The 19669-nt window shown below is 70.5% G+C and carries 18 protein-coding genes; 13 read left to right on the forward strand and 5 right to left on the reverse strand.

What is annotated here, in order from left to right; translation table 11 throughout:
- Positions 1 to 35 precede the first annotated feature (35 nt).
- A complete protein-coding gene (locus ACQP2E_RS33865) occupies positions 36 to 617 on the forward strand; it encodes a PadR family transcriptional regulator (protein WP_433827049.1) in 582 nt (193 codons plus the stop codon).
- Here the strand turns inward: ACQP2E_RS33865 and meaB are convergent.
- Together meaB and ACQP2E_RS33875 are read right to left on the reverse strand one after the other, a co-directional pair.
- Positions 610 to 1566, reverse strand: coding sequence for a methylmalonyl Co-A mutase-associated GTPase MeaB (meaB, locus tag ACQP2E_RS33870; RefSeq protein ID WP_433827050.1), 957 nt, complete (start codon positions 1564 to 1566; stop codon positions 610 to 612). The genes ACQP2E_RS33865 and meaB overlap by 8 nt on opposite strands.
- Complete coding sequence (locus ACQP2E_RS33875) at positions 1563 to 2705, reverse strand: acetyl-CoA C-acetyltransferase (protein WP_433834163.1); 1143 nt, start codon at positions 2703 to 2705, stop codon at positions 1563 to 1565. Before ACQP2E_RS33875 ends, meaB begins: the two co-directional genes overlap by 4 nt.
- A gap of 121 nt (positions 2706 to 2826) precedes the next feature.
- Between ACQP2E_RS33875 and mce the strand changes: the two genes are divergently transcribed.
- The 5 genes from mce (at position 2827) to ACQP2E_RS33900 (ending at position 8444) form a co-directional block, all read left to right on the forward strand.
- Positions 2827 to 3387: a methylmalonyl-CoA epimerase gene (gene mce / locus ACQP2E_RS33880; RefSeq protein ID WP_433827051.1), complete on the forward strand. Its 561-nt coding sequence runs from the start codon at positions 2827 to 2829 to the stop codon at positions 3385 to 3387.
- A 280-nt stretch (positions 3388 to 3667) separates the two neighbouring features.
- Positions 3668 to 5056: a cell division protein DivIVA gene (locus ACQP2E_RS33885; RefSeq protein ID WP_433827052.1), complete on the forward strand. Its 1389-nt coding sequence runs from the start codon at positions 3668 to 3670 to the stop codon at positions 5054 to 5056.
- 242 nt (positions 5057 to 5298) lie between these two features.
- Positions 5299 to 6711: a Laminin subunit beta-1 gene (locus tag ACQP2E_RS33890; RefSeq protein WP_433827053.1), complete on the forward strand. Its 1413-nt coding sequence runs from the start codon at positions 5299 to 5301 to the stop codon at positions 6709 to 6711.
- A gap of 65 nt (positions 6712 to 6776) precedes the next feature.
- Positions 6777 to 7892, forward strand: coding sequence for an AI-2E family transporter (locus ACQP2E_RS33895; RefSeq protein WP_433827054.1), 1116 nt, complete (start codon positions 6777 to 6779; stop codon positions 7890 to 7892).
- Positions 7893 to 7934: 42 nt separating this feature from the next.
- Entirely contained in the window at positions 7935 to 8444 is a 510-nt protein-coding gene (locus ACQP2E_RS33900; RefSeq protein ID WP_433827055.1) for a hypothetical protein, read from the forward strand.
- Here the strand turns inward: ACQP2E_RS33900 and ACQP2E_RS33905 are convergent, their stop codons facing one another.
- On the reverse strand, positions 8445 to 9239 hold the full coding sequence (locus tag ACQP2E_RS33905) for an alpha/beta hydrolase (protein ID WP_433827056.1): 795 nt from the start codon (positions 9237 to 9239) through the stop codon (positions 8445 to 8447).
- 3 nt (positions 9240 to 9242) lie between these two features.
- Complete coding sequence (locus ACQP2E_RS33910) at positions 9243 to 9569, reverse strand: hypothetical protein (RefSeq protein ID WP_181558215.1); 327 nt, start codon at positions 9567 to 9569, stop codon at positions 9243 to 9245.
- A 54-nt stretch (positions 9570 to 9623) separates the two neighbouring features.
- Between ACQP2E_RS33910 and ACQP2E_RS33915 the strand changes: the two genes are divergently transcribed.
- From ACQP2E_RS33915 to ACQP2E_RS33925, 3 genes are read left to right on the forward strand one after another with little or no spacing between them, the layout of a single operon-like run.
- Complete coding sequence (locus ACQP2E_RS33915; protein ID WP_433827057.1) at positions 9624 to 11117, forward strand: aldehyde dehydrogenase family protein; 1494 nt, start codon at positions 9624 to 9626, stop codon at positions 11115 to 11117.
- Positions 11118 to 11126: 9 nt separating this feature from the next.
- The gene (locus tag ACQP2E_RS33920; protein ID WP_433827058.1) at positions 11127 to 11759 is read left to right on the forward strand and encodes an ABC transporter ATP-binding protein; all 633 of its coding nucleotides are present in this window, start codon (positions 11127 to 11129) and stop codon (positions 11757 to 11759) included.
- On the forward strand, positions 11756 to 13252 hold the full coding sequence (locus tag ACQP2E_RS33925) for a DUF6297 family protein (protein ID WP_433827059.1): 1497 nt from the start codon (positions 11756 to 11758) through the stop codon (positions 13250 to 13252). Before ACQP2E_RS33920 ends, ACQP2E_RS33925 begins: the two co-directional genes overlap by 4 nt.
- Positions 13253 to 13350: 98 nt before the next feature.
- Here ACQP2E_RS33925 and nucS read toward each other — a convergent pair whose 3' ends face one another.
- The gene (gene nucS / locus ACQP2E_RS33930) at positions 13351 to 14010 is read right to left on the reverse strand and encodes an endonuclease NucS (protein WP_433827060.1); all 660 of its coding nucleotides are present in this window, start codon (positions 14008 to 14010) and stop codon (positions 13351 to 13353) included.
- Between the two features lie 54 nt (positions 14011 to 14064).
- On the opposite strand from nucS, the gene ACQP2E_RS33935 reads away from it, so the two are divergent.
- The 4 genes from ACQP2E_RS33935 to ACQP2E_RS33950 are packed head-to-tail and all read left to right on the forward strand — an operon-like array spanning position 14065 to position 19467.
- Positions 14065 to 14712, forward strand: a complete 648-nt coding sequence (locus ACQP2E_RS33935) for a DUF4126 domain-containing protein (protein ID WP_433827061.1) — start codon at positions 14065 to 14067, stop codon at positions 14710 to 14712.
- Positions 14713 to 14720: 8 nt separating this feature from the next.
- Positions 14721 to 16037, forward strand: coding sequence for a hypothetical protein (locus ACQP2E_RS33940; RefSeq protein ID WP_433827062.1), 1317 nt, complete (start codon positions 14721 to 14723; stop codon positions 16035 to 16037).
- A gap of 57 nt (positions 16038 to 16094) precedes the next feature.
- Positions 16095 to 18710, forward strand: coding sequence for an FtsK/SpoIIIE domain-containing protein (locus ACQP2E_RS33945; protein WP_433827063.1), 2616 nt, complete (start codon positions 16095 to 16097; stop codon positions 18708 to 18710).
- Complete coding sequence (locus ACQP2E_RS33950) at positions 18697 to 19467, forward strand: hypothetical protein (RefSeq protein WP_433827064.1); 771 nt, start codon at positions 18697 to 18699, stop codon at positions 19465 to 19467. Before ACQP2E_RS33945 ends, ACQP2E_RS33950 begins: the two co-directional genes overlap by 14 nt.
- Positions 19468 to 19669 lie beyond the last annotated feature (202 nt).

A 19669-nucleotide genomic window follows, 5' to 3' on the forward strand; every position in this document is an offset into this window, starting at 1 on the left:
ATGACTACGGCTCGTCAAGGCCTATTCTGACCGCCATGAAGCGGTCCCCACTCGCGATGGTTCTGCTGGCCCTGCTCGTGGAGGCGCCCGCGCACCCGTACCGGATGCAGCAGATGATCAAGGAGCGCGGACAGGACCAGCTCGTCAACGTCGCTCAGCGCAACAGCGTCTACCAGGCTCTTGACCGGCTGGTCCGGGACGGCCTGGCCCGGGCCGGGAGCACCAGCCGGGAACCGGGCCGGCCGGAGCGCACGGTTTACGAGGTGACCGAGGAGGGTGTGGCCACCCTGCGCCGATGGCTGCTGGAAACGCTGCCGGAGCCGGCCCGCGAGTTCCCCGAGTTCCCGGTGTCGCTGGCGTTCCTGCCGATGCTCAGCCCGGAGGAGACACGGGAGCTGCTGAGCCGGCGGCTCGCCACCCTGCAGGACCGGGTGGCCGCGATCGACGCACAGGCGCCACCCGGGCTGCCCCGGCTCTTCCTGGTCGAGGACGAGTACCGCACGGTCCTGCTGCGCGCGGAGATCGAGTGGTTGCGCGGGATCGTCGCGGATCTTTCGTCCGGCCGGCTGGCCTGGGACCGCGCCTTCATCGAACAGACGCTGGCCCGGTTCAGCTGATGGTCTCCAGCAGCAGGGCGGCTGCCGCGTGCGGATCGAGCGCGCCGGCCGCCACCTTCGCGGCCAGCTCGCCCAGCGCCGTGCCCTCGCGCGGGTCGCCCATCCGGCCGCGCAGCACCCCGAGCGCCAGCGCGGAAACCTCGGCCGCGGCCCGGCGTTCCCGGCGTACCTGAAGGTTGCCGGTGCTCTCCAGCCACTCGCGGTGCTTGCCGATCGCGGCCACCACGTCGTCCAGGCCCTCGCCCTTGACCGCGACAGCCCGGGTCACCTGCGGCCGCCAGTCGCCCGGCCCGCGGTCGCCGAGCGCCAGCATCCCCTGGATGTCCCGGTACGTCGCGTCGGCGCCGGGCCGGTCCGCCTTGTTGATCACGAAGACGTCGGCGATCTCCAGGACACCGGCTTTCACCGCCTGGATCGCGTCGCCCATCCCGGGCGCGAGCAGCACGAGCGTGGTGTCGGCGAGCGAGGCGATCTCCACCTCGGCCTGGCCGACACCGACCGTCTCGACGAGCACCACGTCGCAGCCGGCGCCTTCCAGGACGCGTACCGCCTGGGGTGTCGCGGCCGAGAGGCCGCCCAGCTGGCCGCGACTGGACATCGACCGGATGTAGACGCCGCTGTCGGCACTGTGGTCCTGCATCCGGATCCGGTCGCCGAGGATCGCGCCGCCGGTGAACGGGCTGGACGGATCGACGGCGAGCACGCCGACCCGGGCGCCGGTTTCCCGCAGCGCCCGGACCAGCTCGTTCGTCGTGGTGGACTTGCCAACGCCGGGCGCACCGGTCAGGCCGATCACCTGGGCCCGGCCGGCACACGAAGCCATCGCGGCGGCCACCTGGGGCAGCGCCGGATCGCCGTTCTCCACCAGGCTGATCAGCCTGGCCACCGACCGCGGATCACCCTGTCTCGCCTTGGCGACGAGAGAGGGCACATCACGCGATCGGGTCACGCGGCCACCTTGATGATCAAGGCGTCACCCTGACCGCCGCCGCCGCACAGGCCGGCCGCACCGAGGCCGCCGCCGCGCCGTTTCAGCTCCAGGGCCAGGGTCAGCACCAGCCGGGCGCCGGACATGCCGATCGGGTGGCCGAGGGCGATCGCGCCGCCGTTCACGTTGACGATCTCCTCGCTCACCTTCAGCTCGCGCGCCGACTGAAGCACGACCTGGGCGAACGCCTCGTTGATCTCGATCAGGTCCAGATCGTCCACGGCGAGGTGGGCCTTGTCCAAGGCGTGCTTGATGGCGTTGGCCGGCTGGGACTGCAGCGAGCTGTCCGGGCCGGACACGTTGCCGTGCGAGACGATCTCGGCGAGCCAGGTGAGCCCCAGCTCCTCGGCCGTCTCCTTGCGCATCACGACCACGGCTGCGGCGCCGTCGGAGATCGGCGAGGCAGAGGCAGCGGTGATCGTGCCGTCCGCGGTGAACGCCGGACGCAGCTTGGCCAGCGACTCGGCGGTGGTGTCCGGGCGGACACCCTCGTCGGTCTCGACCAGGCCGGTGGCGCCACGGCCGCCGGCCGGGACACCGGTGATCTCCTCGGCGAACCGGCCCTCGCGCTGCGCGGCGGCGGCACGCTGGTGGCTCAGCGCGGCGAACGCGTCCTGCTCGGCCCGGGTGATCCCGAGTTTCGTGCCGCTGGTCTCGGTGGCCTCACCCATCGGCACGCCGTCCCACGGGTCGGTGAGACCGTCGAACGCCATGTGGTCGCGGGCGGTCACATCACCGAACTTGCGGCCCTGACGCTGCTCGGTCAGAAGGTAGGGCGCGTTTGTCATCGACTCCATGCCGCCGGCCACCACGATGTCGAACTCGCCGGCCCGGATCAGCTGGTCGGCCAGGGCGATCGCGTCCAGCCCGGACAGGCACACCTTGTTGACGGTGAGCGCCGGGGTGGTCATCGGGATGCCGCCGGCGACAGCGGCCTGGCGGGCCGGGATCTGTCCACAACCGGCCTGGAGAACCTGGCCCATGATCACGTACTGCACCCGCTCCGGGGCGACGCCGCCGCGCTTCAGAGCCGCCGCGATGGCGTGGCCGCCCAGGGCGGTGGCGGGCAGGTGCTTGAGGTTGCCGAGCAGGCGCCCCATCGGGGTCCGGGCGCCACTGACGATGACGGAGCTGGTCACGGTCTCGATCCGATCTGCGTCGACCGGGTGCTGAGGAGGCACCCGCTGGCCTTAACGATGGGTCAGGGCCGAGACTAACCTCATGACGGACGTCTCATCGAGTAACGGTTCTCCGGAGAATCTCACAGTGAACCATTTTCAACCTGACATCGGGCCTGAAGCTTCCGGGCCGTTGGCCGGCGCCGGCAACGAAGACCCTCGACACGTTGAAAACAGTTCATTCTCCGGTGTCGAATTGCTGCGCATCGACCACGTCGGGATCGCGGTGCCCGATCTGGAGGAGGCCATCCGCTTCTATGCGGAAAACCTGGGTTTGCGGTGCGTGCATCAAGAGACGAACGACGAGCAGGGTGTCCGTGAGGCGATGCTCGCGGTCGGCGACGGCACCGGCCCGAAACTCCAGCTTCTGGCGCCGCTGCGACCCGACTCCGCGATCGCCAAGTTCCTCGGCCGCAGCGGTCCGGGCCTGCAGCAGCTGGCGTACACAGTGGCCGACGTGGAAAAGGCCTCGGACGCGCTTCGGGCCAAGGGCCTCCGGCTTCTGTATGACACGCCACGCCGGGGCACGGCCGGATCCCGCATCAATTTCGTCCACCCCAAGGACGCCGGTGGTGTCCTGGTGGAGCTGGTGGAGCCGGCCTGACGGTACTTCGGTCGGGTGATTCCACCTGACTCTTACCGGGCGGCCTGGCAGGATCGTGGCCATTGAGCAGGGCCGACGGGGCAGACGGAGGCACCGGGATCACGCTGAGCGCCGACTGAGCAGGTGAGGACGGGAGGACAGCGGACACTGACCGGTTTGTCGAGGGTCGCATCCGTTCGGCCCGGGGCCCGACTACGCTCCTGGTCAAAGCTGATCTACGATGCGGTTCGGATGCCCGTCCGCTCTTGCATGTCCGCCCCCTTCTCGCCAGGATGGCGCAATGCCCCAGCAGCAGGATCAGAACCTGGCCTTCTTCGAGACCGCCAACTCGCAGCACGACTTCACCGTGGTCCTGCGGGGATACGACCGTCACCAGGTCGACGGACACATCGGCCGGCTGCTCGCCGCGCTGAACCAGTCCGAGCAGGCTCGCGGCGAGGCCGAACAGCGGATGAACGACGCCCAGCGTCGGCTGCGCCAGGCTGAGCAGCGGCTCAACGCGCTGGAGCAGAAACTCGCCGACTCCAACAAGCTGTTGGAAGAGAACAACAGGCCGACGCTCTCCGGGCTGGGCACCCGGGTGGAGCAGATCCTGCGGCTCGCCGAGGAACAGGCGAACGATCACCGCAACGAGGCGAAACGGGAGTCGGAGGGCATCCTCTCCGCGGCTCGCCTCGAAGCACGTGAGATCACCGACAAGGCTCGTGCCGAGGCCGCCGCGATGAAGGCGACCGCCGAGCGTGAGGCCGGTCAGCTGCGGACCCACGCCGAGCGCGAGGCCGCCGAGAACCGGGTTCAGGCCCGGCGCGAGGCCGACACGCTGCGCTCCGACGCGGACCGCGAGACCAAGCAACTGCGTACCGTCACCGCGCACGAGGTCGCCGAGCTGAAGTCGACCGTGGAGCGCGAGGTCGCCTCGCTGCGCGCCACCGCCGAGCGGGAGATCACCCAGGCTCGGGCCAAGGCCGCCCGCGAGGCGGAGGAGAAGCGGGCCGAGGCCACCAAGCTGCTCACCGACGCGCGCGACAAGCGTGAGAAGGACCTCCAGTCGCTGGCCGTCGAGATCGCCGAGCGGCGCGAGAAGGCCGAGCGCGAGGAGTCCGAGCGGCACGCCGCGCAGGTCAACGCCACGCAGAAGATGGTCTCCGAGGCCGAGCAGCGGGCACGCGCCGCCGAGGACCGCGCCAAGGAGATCCAGCAGCGCGCCGAGACCCGCCGCGTCGAGTCCGAGCGCACCGCCGCCGAGACCGTCGAGAAATCCCGCGCGCTCGCCGAGAAGACCGTCACCGAGGCCCGCGCCGAGGCGAACCGCCTGCTCAGCGACTCCCGCACCGAGGCGGAGCTGACCACACAGGCCGCTCGCCGCGAGGTCGAGGACCTGACCCGCCAGAAAGACGCGGTCACCAACCAGCTCGGGCAGATGCTCTCCGGCCTCTCCGGCCTGGTGCCGGGTGTCGGTGGCGCGGCTGCCGTCAAGGCGGTCGCCGAGGCGGCCGTGCCGCAGCGCCCGCAGGCCCAGCCCCAGGCACAGGCCGAGGCGCCCGCTCAGCGCACCCCCGAGCAGGCCGCCGCACAGCAGGCCACCGGACAGCAGGCCGCCGCACAGCAGGCCGAGGCTCAGGAGGCGGAGGCCGGCGACGAGCCGGTGACCGCTAAGACCAACTCCTGAGATATTCGACGCGCCGCCCTCGGGTTGCGGAGCCGCCGCGAGTACGCGACGGTGAAAGCGCCGGGTGGTGCGGCTACATCGGGCCGTATCGGAGTTTCTCCGATACGGCTTCGCTCGTTCTCGCCGCGTAGCCTTGGGTCTTGGCAAGCCGGGGCGGACAAATCGTAACTACCCGCATAGTCCCTACCAGCCCGGTGTGTATGCACACGCCACGGGACGATGCGTATGTGAGGATGGACAGCATGTCGCACGGCGAAATCTTCGGCCTCAGCGGGGACTCGGCTCACGAACCCAGCTTCGAGACCGCCCTCCGGGGCTATGAGAAGAAACAGGTCGAGCGATACGTAGCCCGCGCCGAGAACGAGATCGCCGCGCTGGCAGCCGAGCGGGAGCAGGCGTACTCGCAGATACAGGCGATGAGCGCCCAGATCGAGCGTCTCCAGCAGGAGATGACCCAGGTCCGCCGGCAGTCCGGCGCGGTCGGCGAGGTCTCGTTCCGGCACCTCGGCCCCAAGGTGGAGCAGATCCTGGCGCTGGCCGAGGAGCAGGCCGAGGCGATCAAGGCGTCGGCCACCGACGACATCGCGAGCCGGCTCGCCGAGGCGGAGCGCATCCGCGCCGAGTCCGAGGCGCACGCCCACGACGGCATCCGGGACTTCGAGATCGCCCTGGCCGCACGCCGGGCCGAGGAGGAGAAAGCCGACGCCGCGAAACGCCTCGCCACCGAGCAGCACGTGACCGCGGCCCGGCAGAACGCCGAGCAGATGCGTACCGAAGCCGAGACCGTGCTGAACCGGGCTCGCGCCGAGGGGCAGAGCATCACCGACAAGGCCGTCCAGGACGCCCAGCGCACCAAGGCCGAAGTGGACGGTTATGTCCAGTCCACCCGGGTTCAGGCGGAGCAGGAGCTCAAGGCCCTGCGCGAGAAGGCCCAGCAGGAGATCGACGCGAAGCGCACCGCCGCGGAACGTGAGCAGGCCGACCTCAAGGCCGCCGTCGAGCACGAACTGGCCCTGCGCCGGCACTCGGTGCTGGAGGAGCTCGGTCAGATGCGCACCGGCGTCGAGAAGCAGTGCGCCGACCTGCGCAGCGAGGCCGACAAGTACGCCGAGGAAGTGCTCCGGCGCTCCGACGAGCAGGCCACCGCCGTCCGCAAGGAAATCACCGCCCAGCAGGAGAAGATCGCCCAGGCCGGGCGTGATCTGGACACCGCGCAGGGCAAGATCGCCGAGGCGGAGAAACGCCGGGCCGCCGCCGAGCAGCAGGCCCTCGAGGCGGAGCAGGAAGCCGGTCGGGTGCAGGAGCGCCTCACCGAGACGTCGGTGTCGCTCGAGGCGGAGCTCAAGCGGGTCGCCGAGGCGGTGCGCGCCGGCGAGGCCGCCGAGCGGCGCGCCACCGAGGTACGCCGGCAGGTGCAGCGCGAGGCGAAGCGGGTGGCCGAGCTGGCCGCCGCCGCGGTGCTGGCCGCCGCCGCGTCACCGGGCGACGACCAGGACGGGTACGGCGACGTGGAGCCCAGCGCTCCGGCGTCCGCTCCCGCCGCGGCCTCCGTCGCCGCCTCGGAGAAGACTCAGCAGGTCCAGCCGGCCAAGGTCACCGCCTCGGCGAAGGTGACTGTTCCGCAGGCCAGCCGGGTTCCGGCGGACGCCGAGTAACGCTCATCGGTACGCCGTCTCCGTCTTGGGTGGCGGGGGCGGCGTGGCAGCGATAGCTTCCGTGCATGTCGTCCGAGCAGCCCGTCGAGGAACCCGCCGAAGAGCCTGTGATCGTCGAGGACGACGACGAGGGCCGTTTCGGTGAGCCGGGACGCCCGCTCAACCGGCGCAGCCCGTTCCTCTTCGGCTTCCTGTTCGGACTCGGCGTCATCCTGGCGTACGCGCTCTTCCTCGGTCTTCGCAACGCCGCCTCGATCCTGGTTCTGATCTTCATCGCGCTGTTCCTGGCGATCGGGCTCAACCCGGCTGTGGAACGGCTGCGCCGCTGGGGCATGCGCCGCGGCTTCGCCGTCGCGATCGTCGCGCTGGCCGTGGTCGGCCTGCTGGTCGGCGGCCTCATCGCGCTGATTCCGCCGCTGGTCACCCAGACCACCGAGCTGATCAACAACGCGCCCGAGACGATCGAGAGCTTCCGGCGCAGCGAGACCGTCAACGAGCTGATCCAGCGGTACGACATCGTGAACAAGGTGCAGAGCGCGATCAACGCGGGCACCGTCGGCAACGCGGTGGGCGGCGTGGTCGGCGGCGCCCGGCTGCTGTTCGGCACGGTCTTCAACATCCTGACCGTGCTGGTCCTGACGATCTACTTCATGGCCGCGTTCGAGCGGATCAAGGCAGCCGGGTACGCACTGGTGCCGGGTACCCGGCGGGAGCGGGTCCAGCTGCTCACCGACGAGATCCTCACCAAGGTCGGCGCGTACATGGTGGGTGCGCTGGCGATCGCGATCCTGGCCGGGTTCAGCACCTTCGCGCTGGCGCTGGTGCTCGGTCTCGCGTACCCGTTCGCCCTGGCCGTGGTGGTCGCGGTCTGCGACCTGATCCCGCAGATCGGGGCAACGCTCGGCGCCGTGGTGGTCAGCCTGGTCGGGCTGGGTTCGTCGATCACCGACGGGATCGTCTGCATCGTGTTCTTCATCGTGTACCAGCAGATCGAGAACTACCTGATCTACCCCAACGTGATGCGCCGCTCGGTGAAGGTCAGCGACGTCGCGGCGCTGGTGGCAGCCCTGGTCGGGGTCGGCCTGTTCGGCGTGATCGGCGCGCTCGTCGCGATCCCGATGGTGGCCGCGATCCAGCTGATCATGCGGGAGGTCCTGGTGCCGTCACAGCAGGAGCGGTGACCCGGTTGCCAGATCAACCCTCCTGAGTGGAGCATGAGCCCGATGGTGAGGAAGAACCGGGTCGCACTGGCCGTGATCCTGGCCGTGGTCGGGACGACCGTCACCGCGTGTGGCAGCGAGCCGGCTGATGCTGTCACCGGCTCGCCCACCGCCGCGACCGCTACCGAGCAGGCCCTGCGGGCTCTGGAGGCGGACGCCACGTTCGGCCAGGAAACCACTACGCAGGCCGGTTGGCGTCCGATCTGCGTGGGCCGGCCGATGGGACTCTCGCCCGAGGACGTGGATCCGCGCACCGTTTACGCCTGGATCCAGTGCAAGTGGGTCCAGGAGAGCGTCGACAACGGCACCCAGCTTCCGGCGATCGCCGCGCCGATCGCGGTCCACCTGACGTCGCCCATGCGGTACGAGCTGCCGCAGGACGGCGACGACTATCCGACGTCGATCGACGAGATCTTCCCGCCGAACCTCCGGGAGGCCGCGCTCGGCGGCAGTCCGGAGGAGAGCGCGATGCTGGCCGAACTCGACGCGAAGGTCATCGAATCGCAGAAATAGTCACTCGGGTCGTGGGACGGGTTTGTCGGAGAACGAGGCGACGGTGCGGTCCGCGTACGCGCCCGCGTCACCGGTCTCGATCGGTCCGTCCCACGTCCGCGGCAGTGGCGTCGGCACGTCCGGCGCCACCCGGCGGACGATCTCGTCGAGGATCGTCTCGGCGTCGCCGACCCAGAGGTGCTTGCCGCCCTCGACCGGGACCACCTCGCACTGCGGGATGGCGGCGAACCGCTCTTTCGCCTCGTCAGGGCGCAGGTAGTCGTCGAACTCCGGGATGATCGCGGTGATCGGCTTGCCGGCCTCGGCCCACGCGTCGAGGTGCTCGGGCTTGGCGAATCGCAGCGGCGGGGAGAGCAGGATCGCCCCGCTCACCGACGGTTCCAGGCCGTACATCAGGGTCAGGTCGGTGCCGAACGACCAGCCGACCAGCCAGATGTTGGGCAGGTCGGCGAACTCGGCGAACTCGATGGCGGCGGCCACGTCGAACTTCTCGTCCACGGCGCCGGAGAAGGAGCCGCCGCTCGTACCGCGTACCGAAGATGTCCCTCGGGTGTTGAAACGCAGAACCGCGACCCCGGCCAGAGCAGGCAGCCGCCAGGCTGCCTTGCGGTAGATGTGACTGTCCATCATCCCGCCGTGTGTGGGCAGCGGGTGCAGGCAGACGATTGTCGCCACCGGGTCACTGTCGAGCGGGCGGGCCAGCTCACCGACGAGGGTGACGCCGTCCGCGGTGTGCAGCTCGATCTCCTCGCGGCTGGCGGGGAGGATCGAGTTGGCCCGGATCTGGTTGCTCACTGATCAACCATAACGAGGGGCGTTACGCGAGCGCTCCACACCTGGCGCACGCCTGTCCCGGGCTCGCCAGCAGCCGGTGTGCCAGTGCCTGCGGTCGCTCTCGTCGCCGTAACCGTCGGCCGGCCACGCCACGATGTGCGCGACGCCGGGGCGGACGTCCTGCATGCAGCCCGGGCAGCGATAGACCTTGACCGCGGCCTGCCCGAAGATGTTGCGCACCATCCACTCGCCGTCCTGCCACTGCTGGACGCGATCCTCGGTGATGCCCGGGCGGTCGACGCTGGGCTCATCATCGGTTTTTTTCTTCGGGCGGTTGCGGCGGGGGCTCACCAGTCCAAGAGTACGTAGTGACTCGCTGGTAACAATCGCCATACACTCCCGTACATGACGGCGACTCACGTTCCTGGCACTCCCGTGATCGAGGACGGCTGGCTTCTCTCCACGAACCCGGCCACCGGCGACGAAGCCGGGCGTGTCCCGGTCGCCGACGAGAAGGCGGTCGTGGCCGCCGTCGAGCGCGCCAAGGCGGCCGCGATCTGGTGGCAGAGCATCGGCTTCGAGGGACGCAAGGTCCGCCTGCTGCGCTGGCGCACCCTGCTCGTCGAGCGGATCCAGGAGCTCGCCGAGCTGACCTACGCCGAGGCCGGCAAGCCGGTCACCGACGGGATCATCGAGGTCACCGCCGCCGTGGAGCACCTGGACTGGGCGGCGAAGAACGCGAAGCGGGTGCTCGGTCCTCGCAAGGTGCGTACCCGTCTGCTGCTCGCCGAGCACTCCGGGCACCTGGAATATCAGCCGTTCGGTGTGGTCGGCGTGATCGGGCCGTGGAACTACCCGATTGTCACGCCGATCGGCCCGATCAGCGGCGCTCTCGCCGCCGGCAACACCGTCGTCTTCAAGCCGAGCGAATACACCCCGGTGGTCGGTCAGTGGCTGGCCGACACGTTCGCCGAGATCGTGCCGGAGCACCCGGTGCTGCAGGTTGTGCACGGGTTCGGTGACGTCGGCGGCGCGCTGTGCCGATCCGGTGTCGGCAAGGTCTCGTTCACCGGCTCCACCGCGACCGGCAAGAAGGTGATGATGGCCTGCGCCGAGAACCTGGTGCCGGTCGTCATCGAGGCAGGCGGCAAGGACGCGCTCATCGTCGACGCCGACGCGGACGTCTCGGCCGCGGCCGAGGCCGCCGTCTGGGGCTCGATGACGAACGCCGGGCAGACCTGCATCGGCATCGAGCGGGTGTACGCCGTGGCCCCGGTCTACGACGCGTTCGTCGAAGCCGTCGTGGCGAAGGCCGGCACGCTGCGAACCGGCGAGGAGATCGGCCCGATCACCATGCCGAAGCAGCTCGACATCATCCGCGACCACATCGAGGACGCGCTGGCCAAGGGTGGCCGGGCGGTTCTCGGCGGCGCTTCCTCGGTGCAGGCGCCCTATGTGGCGCCCACGGTGCTCGTCGACGTGCCGGCCGACTCGTCGGAGATGCGCGAGGAGACCTTCGGACCGACCCTGACGATCACCAAGGTCCGGGACGCCGACGAGGCCGTCGAGAAGGCCAACGACACGCCGTACGGACTGGGTGGCTCGGTCTTCGCCAAGAAGAACGGCATCCGGATCGCCCGCCGTCTGCGCTCCGGCATGGTCGCGGTGAACGGCACGCTCACCTTCGTCGGCATGGGCAACCTGCCGTTCGGCGGCGTCGGCGAGTCCGGCTTCGGGCGGATCCACGGCGAAGACGGGCTGCGCGAGTTCGCCCGTCCGAAAGCGATCACCGTACGCCGGGCGAAGTCCCTCCTCCCGGCGATGACCTTCGAACGCACACCGGCCCAGGTGCAGCAGATCGTCAAGGCCCTGCGTCTGCTGTACGGACGTAAGCCCTAGTCTGTTCGGGTGGTCGATCATCCGGCGGTCGAGGTCAGCGGTCTGCACGTCAGTTACGGCTCCACGCCGGTGCTCGTCGACGTGGGGCTCGTGGTGCCGTCCGGCGCCGGGGTCTGCGTCACCGGCGAGAACGGCATCGGCAAGTCCACCCTGCTGCGCTGTGTGAGCAGCCTGCAGCAGCCGGACGAGGGCACCATCCGGGTCTTCGGCGGTGATCCGGGCGATACGCCGGAGTTCTGGCGTGCCGTGGTCACCACCGTCGAACCGCCCACCTGGTACCCCGGCCTCACCGCCCGCGAGCACGCCGAGCTGGTCTGCCGCGCGCACGGGCAGGACCCGGCAGCGGCCGGCGTCGACGAAGCCCTGGAACGGTTCGGCCTGGCCGGGCACGCCGACGCGATCCCGCCATCGCTCTCGTCCGGTCAGAAACAGCGGCTCACCCTGGTGCTGGCCCTGATCCGGCCCAGCTCGCTGCTCATCCTCGACGAGCCGGAGCAGCGCCTCGACCCGGACGGCAAGGCCGCCGTCGCCGCGATGCTCGCCGAGTACATCGCCGACGGCGGCTCCCTGCTGATGGCGAGCCACGACGACGCGTTCGCGGCCGCGTCCGGCGCCTCGGTGACCACGATGGACGAGCTGTGACAGCGGTCCCGCTGCGCCCGGTCCGCCATTGGATCCACGCCACCCAGTCATCGCACCGCGAGCGTGGCGCCACCCTCAGCAACGTCTACGTCGGCGTCCTGTTCGTCGCCATCGTGGTGGCGATGTTCAAGGAGCAGCTCACCAAGATCTTCTGGCCGGCCGACCCGTCGCTCTCCGCCCTCGGCAGCGTCTCGGTCGCCGTCATCTGCGGCACCCTGCTGCTGCTGTCGCTGCGCCGCCTCGGCCCGATCACGCTGAGCCGCCCGGCCTCGTACTTCCTGCTCACCGCCCCGGTCAGCCGCCGTCGCCTGCTGATCCCCTCGGTGCGCATCGCGGCGGCAGCGGCCGCTCTGGCCGGTGCCACGGCTGCCTTCGCGATCCTCGGTCACGCCGGCTCCCGGGACACTCTCCCCGATCTGTTGATCGTGATCGGTGCGCTGGCCGGCCTGCTCGTCTACCTGATCGCCGCGCTCGCGCAGTCGGCCTCCCAGGGTGCGACTCTCATCGATCGCCTCGCCTCGCTGGCGCTCGCCATCGGCCTGGCCGAGCTGGTCGCCGAAGCAGCCGGATGGACGCCGCCCACCCTTCCGGGCCCACCTGCCGCCACGTCGCTGGTCCCGCTCGCGGGTGCACTCACGCTGGTCCTGCTGCTGGGCTTCGGCCTTCTGGTACGCGGCCTCGCGCGCACCCGCAACGACCGGATCCTGGAATCGGCGAAGACCGCGGGCACCCTGTTCGACGCGGCGTTCGGCATGGAACCGTCCTGGATCACCGACATGGTCGAGCGACGGTACTGGGCGAACCGCCGGCTGCGCTCCAGCCATCTGCTGCGGGTGACCCGCCTGCCGGTGCTGACCGCCCAGGACCTGCTGCTGACCGGCCGCCGTCTGCCCCGGCTGTTCTGGCTGGCCGGCGCCACGACCCTGCCGCTGCTGCTGACCTCGGCCCCATACTGGCTGCTCGCCATCGTCCTGCTGTACGCCACGATGACCGCGGCCCGGACCTCGACCGGCACGATCCGTACCGACGCCGGCAACCCGGTCCTGTCCAGGCTGCTGGGTCTCACCTCACGCCAGGCGCTCTACCAGCGAGCGTGGGTACCCGCCGTCCTGGCCGGTGTCTGGGCCACCGCGGCCCTGGGCCTGCTCCAGCTCACCGGCAACCTCGCGCCCGGTCCGTGGTGGGCGCTGGGCATCGCTCTGGCCCCGGTCGGAGCAGCCGCGGCCATCCGCAAGGCCCGGACCGGTTTCGTCCGCAACGACCTGCTCCCGCTGGACACCCCGATGGGCACCGTCTCAACGGGCCCGCTGGTCAACTCGATCGCCGGCCCCGACCTGCTCCTGCTGGGCCTGCCGACGCTGCTGGCGCTGGCCCAGAACAACCCGCTCCCCTGGACCTCGGTGATCCTCCAGGCCGCCATCGCGGTGATGGGCGCCCGCGCCTACCTGAACGCCACCACAGCCGAAACCCGAACCGAACTAACCCCCCGCTGACACCAATGCCCGGCCGATCTTGCGGAGTTACGCGCAAACGGTTCGCCGAACTCCACAAGATCGGCGAAGCACCCGCGCACAAGATCTCCGAGCGGCGGTCAGAAGAGGGTCAGCTCGTTGCGTTCCATGCCGCGGAGCTTGTCGTAGTCGACGACCACGCAGCGGATGCCGCGGTCGGTTGCCAGGACGCGGGCCTGTGGCTTGATTTCCTGGGCGGCGAAGATGCCCTTCACCGGGGAGAGCAGCGGGTCGCGGTTCATCAGTTCGAGGTACCGGGTCAGCTGCTCGACGCCGTCGATCTCGCCTCGGCGCTTGATCTCGACGGCCACCGAGCCGCCCTTGTCGTCCTTGCAGAGCAGGTCGACCGGGCCGATCGCGGTCATGAACTCGCGGCGTACCAGGGTCCAGCCCTCGCCGAACGTCTCCGGGTGGGCGGCGAGCAGCTCCTGGAGGTGAGCTTCCACACCGTCCTTGACCAGCCCCGGGTCAATGCCCAATTCGTACGAATAGTCCTGGAAGATTTCCTCCAGGGTGATCCGCAGCTCCTCGCCGGCCTTGTTCACCACCTTCCAGACGCCCGGCGATTCCTGCAGCTTGCAGGGCGGGCTCATCCAGTTCAGCGGCTTGTAGGCACGGTCGTCGGCGTGGATCGACACCGAGCCGTCGGCCTTCACCATCAACAGGCGGACGGCGGGCGGGAGGTGGGCGGACAGACGTCCCACGTAGTCCACTGAGCATTTCGCGATGACCAGGCGCACCGGGAGACAGTAACCGACCGAGCGGGACGAGCGTGGCGGTGCCATGCTGGCTACGTGTTCGAAGTCCTGACCGGCACCGGCCTGGCGGCATCCGCCGGCCTGAATGCGTATATCCCCCTGCTGACCATGGGCCTGCTGGCCCGATTCACCGGCGCGATCGATCTGCCGTCCGGCTTCGCCTGGCTGACGAACGGCTGGACCCTGACGATCCTGGCCGTGCTCCTGGCGATCGAGGTGGTCGCCGACAAGATCCCGGTGGTCGATCACCTGAACGACGTGGTGCAGACCTTCGTCCGGCCGACCGCCGGTGGCCTGGCGTTCGACGCGGGCTCGACGTCCGAGACGGTCACCGTCACCGACCCGGGTTCCTTCTTCAGCTCGCACGCGTGGGTGCCGATCGTCGCGGGCGGACTGATAGCCCTCGGTGTGCACGGTGTGAAAGCGGCGTCCCGGCCCGTGGTGAACGCGACGACCGCCGGCTTCGGCGCGCCGGTGGCGAGCACCGCCGAGGACCTGGGCAGCGTGATCATGTCGGTGCTGGCCATCGTGCTGCCGATTCTGGTGCTGATCGGCCTGGCCGCCCTGACGTTCTTCTCCTTCTGGGTCTTCCGGCGACGCAACAAACGCCGTGAGGCACGGGACGAGGCGCGCGACAGAGAAGCACGGGACAGGACTGTCGATACGCAACGACTCTTTGGTTGACTCTTCCGGTGCCCGCTCTCGCCGTTCCTGTGTTCGCCCTTTCCGCGTGGCTGGCCTGTTACCTGCTGGGGCGTGATCCGGGGCGGACGGTTCTGCGGTGGGCTTCGGCGGCGCTTTGGGCGTACGCAATCGGGGCTTTGATCTGGACCCTCGCCCCGGGGAGCGTGTTCGCGCAGGTCTGGCTCTGTCTGCCGGCGCTGGGGTGGGCGGGCGCGGTGGTGGCGCTGCTGCCGCTGACGCCGCGGGAGCGACGGCCGGTTGATCGTGGCGCGCTGGTGCTCGGGGTGCTGTTCCTGGCGATGGTGATCGCATTGCCGCCGATTGGGCGGCTGGTGGCGCTGGCGCCGCTGGCCGGCGCGCTGACGCTGCTGTGGCGGCTGCGCGCGCAGGTGCTGCCGCTACGGTTGCCGCTGGCCATGACGACGATGGCCGGGCTCTACGCGGCGGGCCTGGTGCTGCTGCTGGTGCCGGTGAAGGGCGCTGACGTGGCGGCGCTGGCCGCGCTCGGTGTCGATCTGCTGGCGGCCGGTTATCTGATCGCGGTGGCGCACGCGGTGGAGACCGGTGAGCGGCTGCGGCCGGACCTGCGCCGCTCGGCGACCGGGGCGATCGTGGTGACGGTGCTGGCCGGGGTTCCGGCGACGGTCACGATGATGCTGACGCCCGGCGACGAGGTCATCGCGGTACTGCAGTTTCTGATCATCGCGGTGGCGGTGGCGAGCGTCGGCCTGTCCGGCCGGGCACGCCGGCTGCTTGACCGGCTGGCGCTGGCCGACGAGGGTCCCTTGCGGACGGACCGGGCAGCGCTCTTCTCAAACGCGGACGCGTTGCTGCGCCGGCGGGAACGCCGTCGGCTGGACAGCATCGGCGAGCCGGAGTTCCTGCGGCTGACCCGGCGGGCACTGTCCGATTTCGGCGATCTGGATCGGCTGACCCGCAGCCCGCTCACGGATCTGCCGGTGGTGGAGCGGCGACTGGCCGGCCGGGAGGATCAGCCGCGGGCGCGGGCGCGCGAACTGCGGGCGGTGCTGAGGGAGTGCGTGTCCGGGCTGCGGCCGACGGGTCCGTTCGGGACCACCGACGAGTGGCGGTACTACAACGTGCTGCAGTTCTGCTGCGTGCTGGGCATCGACCCGTACGCGAGAAGGCCCCGCACCGACGGCATGAGCCGGGAGGCGAGGCTCGCGGTGGACTGGTTCAAACGGTACGTGCCGCGGGACGTGACCCGGCAGTGGCAGCAGGAGGCCGCCATGATCGTCGCGGGCGGACTGTGGGGCGAGTTGAGCGGTCGTCATCTGCATGAGACCACGACACGCAGTGGCTAAATGCCCGAATTGGGCAGATATGGCTAAACTCCCCCAACATGGACTCCGGGGGTGCGCGTGGGTAGTCACCGCAACGCGTTGGTCGCCGCTGTCCGGCAGGAACTTGCCGAGGCTCGGGGCACCGCACGGGCAGTGCTGGCTGCCGCCGAAACGTCACGTGGCGAGGCTCAGCACCGCAAAGGACTGGTCCGGGAGGCGTACGCCACCTGCCTGAACCAGCTGGCCGCGGCACGCGAGTCGGCACGTGACGACATTCAGCGGCGATACCGCAGCGAGGCGGTACGCCTCGCCGGTCACCTGCGCGGACTGGCCACGGTCAGCGCCACTGGCGCGGCAGGTGCGCCGTGGCGGGTGTGGGCGCCGAGCGAGCCGGAACCGGGCGACCGGCCCGGCCTGCTGCGCATCGGCACGATCGCGTTCGAGGAGACGGCTGCCCTGCCCGGGCTGGTGCCGCTGCTCGACGCCGCACACCTGCACCTGAGCGGGCCACCGGCCACTCTCGACCAGATGATCACCGGGCTGCTGATGCGGGCGCTCGGCAGCACCCGTCCGGGTGACGTGCAGCTCACCGTGTACGACCCGGAGCAGCTCGGTGGCACGCTCGCGCCGTTTTCCCCGCTGGCACCGGCACTGGTCGGGCCGGGTGCGCTCGGATCCCTTCTGGACGAGCTGGTCGAGCACATCTGCCGGATCAACGAGATGCCGGGACCGCGTACCGAACCTTGGCGGATCGTGGTGCTGCTGGCCGACCGGGCCACCGCGGCCGAGATCACCCCGGCGCAGCAGGCCCAGCTGGACCGGGTCGCGCGCAACGGGGTGACCGCCGGGGTGCACCTGGTGGTTCGCGGGCTGGAGCTCGAAGAACATCCGAGCGTCGAGCGGATCGTGGTTCACGAACGGACCGCGTTCTCCGACTCGCTGGGCCCGCTCCCGATCAAGCTGGACCCGCCACCGCCGCCCGAACGGGTCACCGCGTTCTGCCGGGCGGCCGCCGACCGGATGAACGCCGGCCCGGCACCGGCCCGGCTCAGCGATCTGGAACCGCCGAAGTTCTGGGCCGCGTCCGCACAGGACGGCCTGCCCGCCCCGATCGGCGACTGCACCGACGGCACGATGGTCGAGGTGCCGCTCGGCGACGCGTTGCCGCACGTGCTGATCGGCGGGCCGCCCGGTTCCGGCAAGACCAACCTGATCCACGTCTGGCTCGGTTCGCTCGCCACCCGGTACGGCCCCGAGGATCTCGCCCTCTACCTGCTCGATTTCAAGGAGGGTGTCTCCTTCGCCCGGTACGCGCCGGGCTCACGAGACCCCAGCTGGCTTCCCCAGGTACGCCTGGCCGGCATCAACGTCAACTCGGATCGCGAGTTCGGGCTGGCGATGCTGCGCCACCTCGGCGAGGAGTTGCGTACCCGATCGCTGGCCGCGAGCCGGCACGGCGCCACGACGCTCGCCGAGCTGAAGGCCGCCGACCCGGAGGGACACTGGCCGCGGATCGTGGCCGTCATCGACGAGTTCCAGGCATTGATCACCGGCCGGGACGCGGCCGCCGACGAGGCCGCCGGCCTGCTCGGCGACCTGGCCCGGCGCGGCGGACAGCAGGGCATCCACCTGATCCTCGCGTCACCGGAGACGGTCGGGATGCAGTCGCTGGGCGGTCACTTCCCGCTGCGGATCGCGCTGCCCAAGGCCCGCCGGGTCCTGACCGACGACAACCTGGCGCCGGCGGTCATCCCCCGGTACCACGCGGTGGTGAACACCGACTCCGGCGCGGCCGGCGCGAACCGGATCGTCCGGCTGCCGGACGCCGGTGACCGGACCGTGTGGCGCACCCTGCAACGGCGGCTCTGGCGGTCCCGGCCGGTCGGCTGCGAGGAGCCCCGGCTGTTCGACGGGTATGCCGTGCCGCGCCTGCCCGCCGCGTATCGGACTTTTTCCGGGTTTTCTGGTTCTTCTTCGGGTTTTTCTCCGGGCGCTGTGCCCGGCTCCTCTCCCGGCGCGGTGCCCGGCTCCTCTCCCGGCGTGGTGCCCGGCTCTTCGCCGGGCGCGGTGCTCGGTGAGCGGATCGACGTGGCGGCTCGGCCGGCCCGGCTGCGGCTCGGGCGAATGCCGGGACGGAACCTGGCGGTGCTCGGTGCGCGTACCGACGAGGCCTGTGACATTCTCGCCGCGGCCGCGCTGTCGCTCGCCGCGCAGGGGCCCGCGCACTTCAGCGTGATCTGTCTGGCGCCCGAGGCCGAACGCGCGGCGGCCCGGCTGGTCGCCGAGCTTCCGGCCGCGGATTGGTACGACTCCTCGGACCTCACGTTCGACCTGCCCGCCACCGACGTGCCGCACTACGTGCTCGGGTACGCACTCGACGCGGCCGGACCGGCACACCGGGAGGCGTTGCGCGCCCTGCTCGACTCGGGGCCGGAGAGGCGTACCCACGTGCTCGGCTGGTGGCGCACCGTACCCCGGCTCCGCGACGACCTCGGCGGGATGAACGCCAGTTTCGACTCGATCGGCGCCTGGGTCGCGCTCGACGTGCCCGGCGCCGACCTGGCCCCGCTGTACCCGCAACCCGGCGGCCCGGTCTGGTACCCGCGCAGCCGGCGAGCACTCTTCTTCGACCGTTCCGTGCACCGCACACCCGAAGTGATCATCCCGTACGAGGTGAACAGTGACCACACGTGACCGGCAGCCGATGGGCCGCGACTACCAGCTGATGGTGAGCGCTCTGGCCGAGGTGAACAAGCGCCGCGACACCGAACTCGACGACGCGGAACAGGCGTATCAGGACAACGCGTCACGAGCGGCCGGCGAGCTGGCCCGCGCCGAACACGACGCGCTCACCGCCGATCGCTGGGCCGGCGCCGCGGCCGCCCAGGTCCTCGACGTGGATCGCGAGGCGGCCGCCCTCTGGGACCAGCTGCGCCGGGCGCGCGGGATGCGGGTCCGTGCCCTGGGCGAGGTTCCGGAGCCGGCCCCGATCGAGGCGATGCCCCGGGTGGCCCTGCAGCGCCGGCCCGAATCCGCCGGCACCGAGCTGGCCACCCAGGGTCTGACTCCGGGCCGTCAGTCGCCGCGCGCGCTGCTGGCCCGCGCCGCCGACCGAATCGACGTCACGTCCCGTCCGGCCGGGCGGGTCCGGCCGAGGCGCTGGGTGTTCCCGTTACTGCCGCTGGTGGGCGCGCTCTGCGCGACCCTTGCGGGTCTCGTCGCCGCCGGCTTGGTGACATTCGGGGGTACGGACGTCGTGGGCGCCTCGGTGATCCGTGGCCTGGGCTGGCTCGGTTTCCTGGTGGCGCCGTCTACGGGCGTGCCGGTGGCCGCGTGGATCGCGCATCGGCGGCTGCGGGCCAGGCTGGAGATCGGCGGCATCGGCCTGACACTGCTCGGCGGCATGCTGGCGGCGACGGCGCTGTCCCTGGCATTCGCCGCCACCCGCTGAGCTGAAGCCGAGAGGGCTGTTGCGCGGAGCCGCTTTCCGTTACTGGACCGCGCGACTTACTGGACCGCTCGACTTCCGCCATTTCAGTATGCCGGGAGCCCTTTGATTGCCGTTGGCTACGGCAGAGCCAGGGGCGTGGGCTCCGGGGCGTGCTGAACCTGAGAGCGCGGCGTTGCCGAACGGGGGCACACGGAAGCTCGGT

Source organism: Actinoplanes sp. CA-015351 (assembly GCF_050955685.1).
In the GTDB taxonomy this organism is placed as follows: Bacteria; Actinomycetota; Actinomycetes; order Mycobacteriales; family Micromonosporaceae; genus Actinoplanes.

Coding starts and splice junctions, on each gene's coding strand:
- ACQP2E_RS33915 (WP_433827057.1), top strand. CDS start 9,624: ATGACGGCGACTCACGTTCCTGGCACTCCCGTGATCGAGGACGGCTGG.
- ACQP2E_RS33875 (WP_433834163.1), bottom strand. CDS start 2,705: ATGGGGCGCCTGCTCGGCAACCTCAAGCACCTGCCCGCCACCGCCCTG.
- ACQP2E_RS33895 (WP_433827054.1), top strand. CDS start 6,777: ATGTCGTCCGAGCAGCCCGTCGAGGAACCCGCCGAAGAGCCTGTGATC.
- ACQP2E_RS33900 (WP_433827055.1), top strand. CDS start 7,935: ATGGTGAGGAAGAACCGGGTCGCACTGGCCGTGATCCTGGCCGTGGTC.
- ACQP2E_RS33865 (WP_433827049.1), top strand. CDS start 36: ATGAAGCGGTCCCCACTCGCGATGGTTCTGCTGGCCCTGCTCGTGGAG.
- mce (WP_433827051.1), top strand. CDS start 2,827: ATGACGGACGTCTCATCGAGTAACGGTTCTCCGGAGAATCTCACAGTG.
- ACQP2E_RS33885 (WP_433827052.1), top strand. CDS start 3,668: ATGCCCCAGCAGCAGGATCAGAACCTGGCCTTCTTCGAGACCGCCAAC.
- ACQP2E_RS33890 (WP_433827053.1), top strand. CDS start 5,299: ATGTCGCACGGCGAAATCTTCGGCCTCAGCGGGGACTCGGCTCACGAA.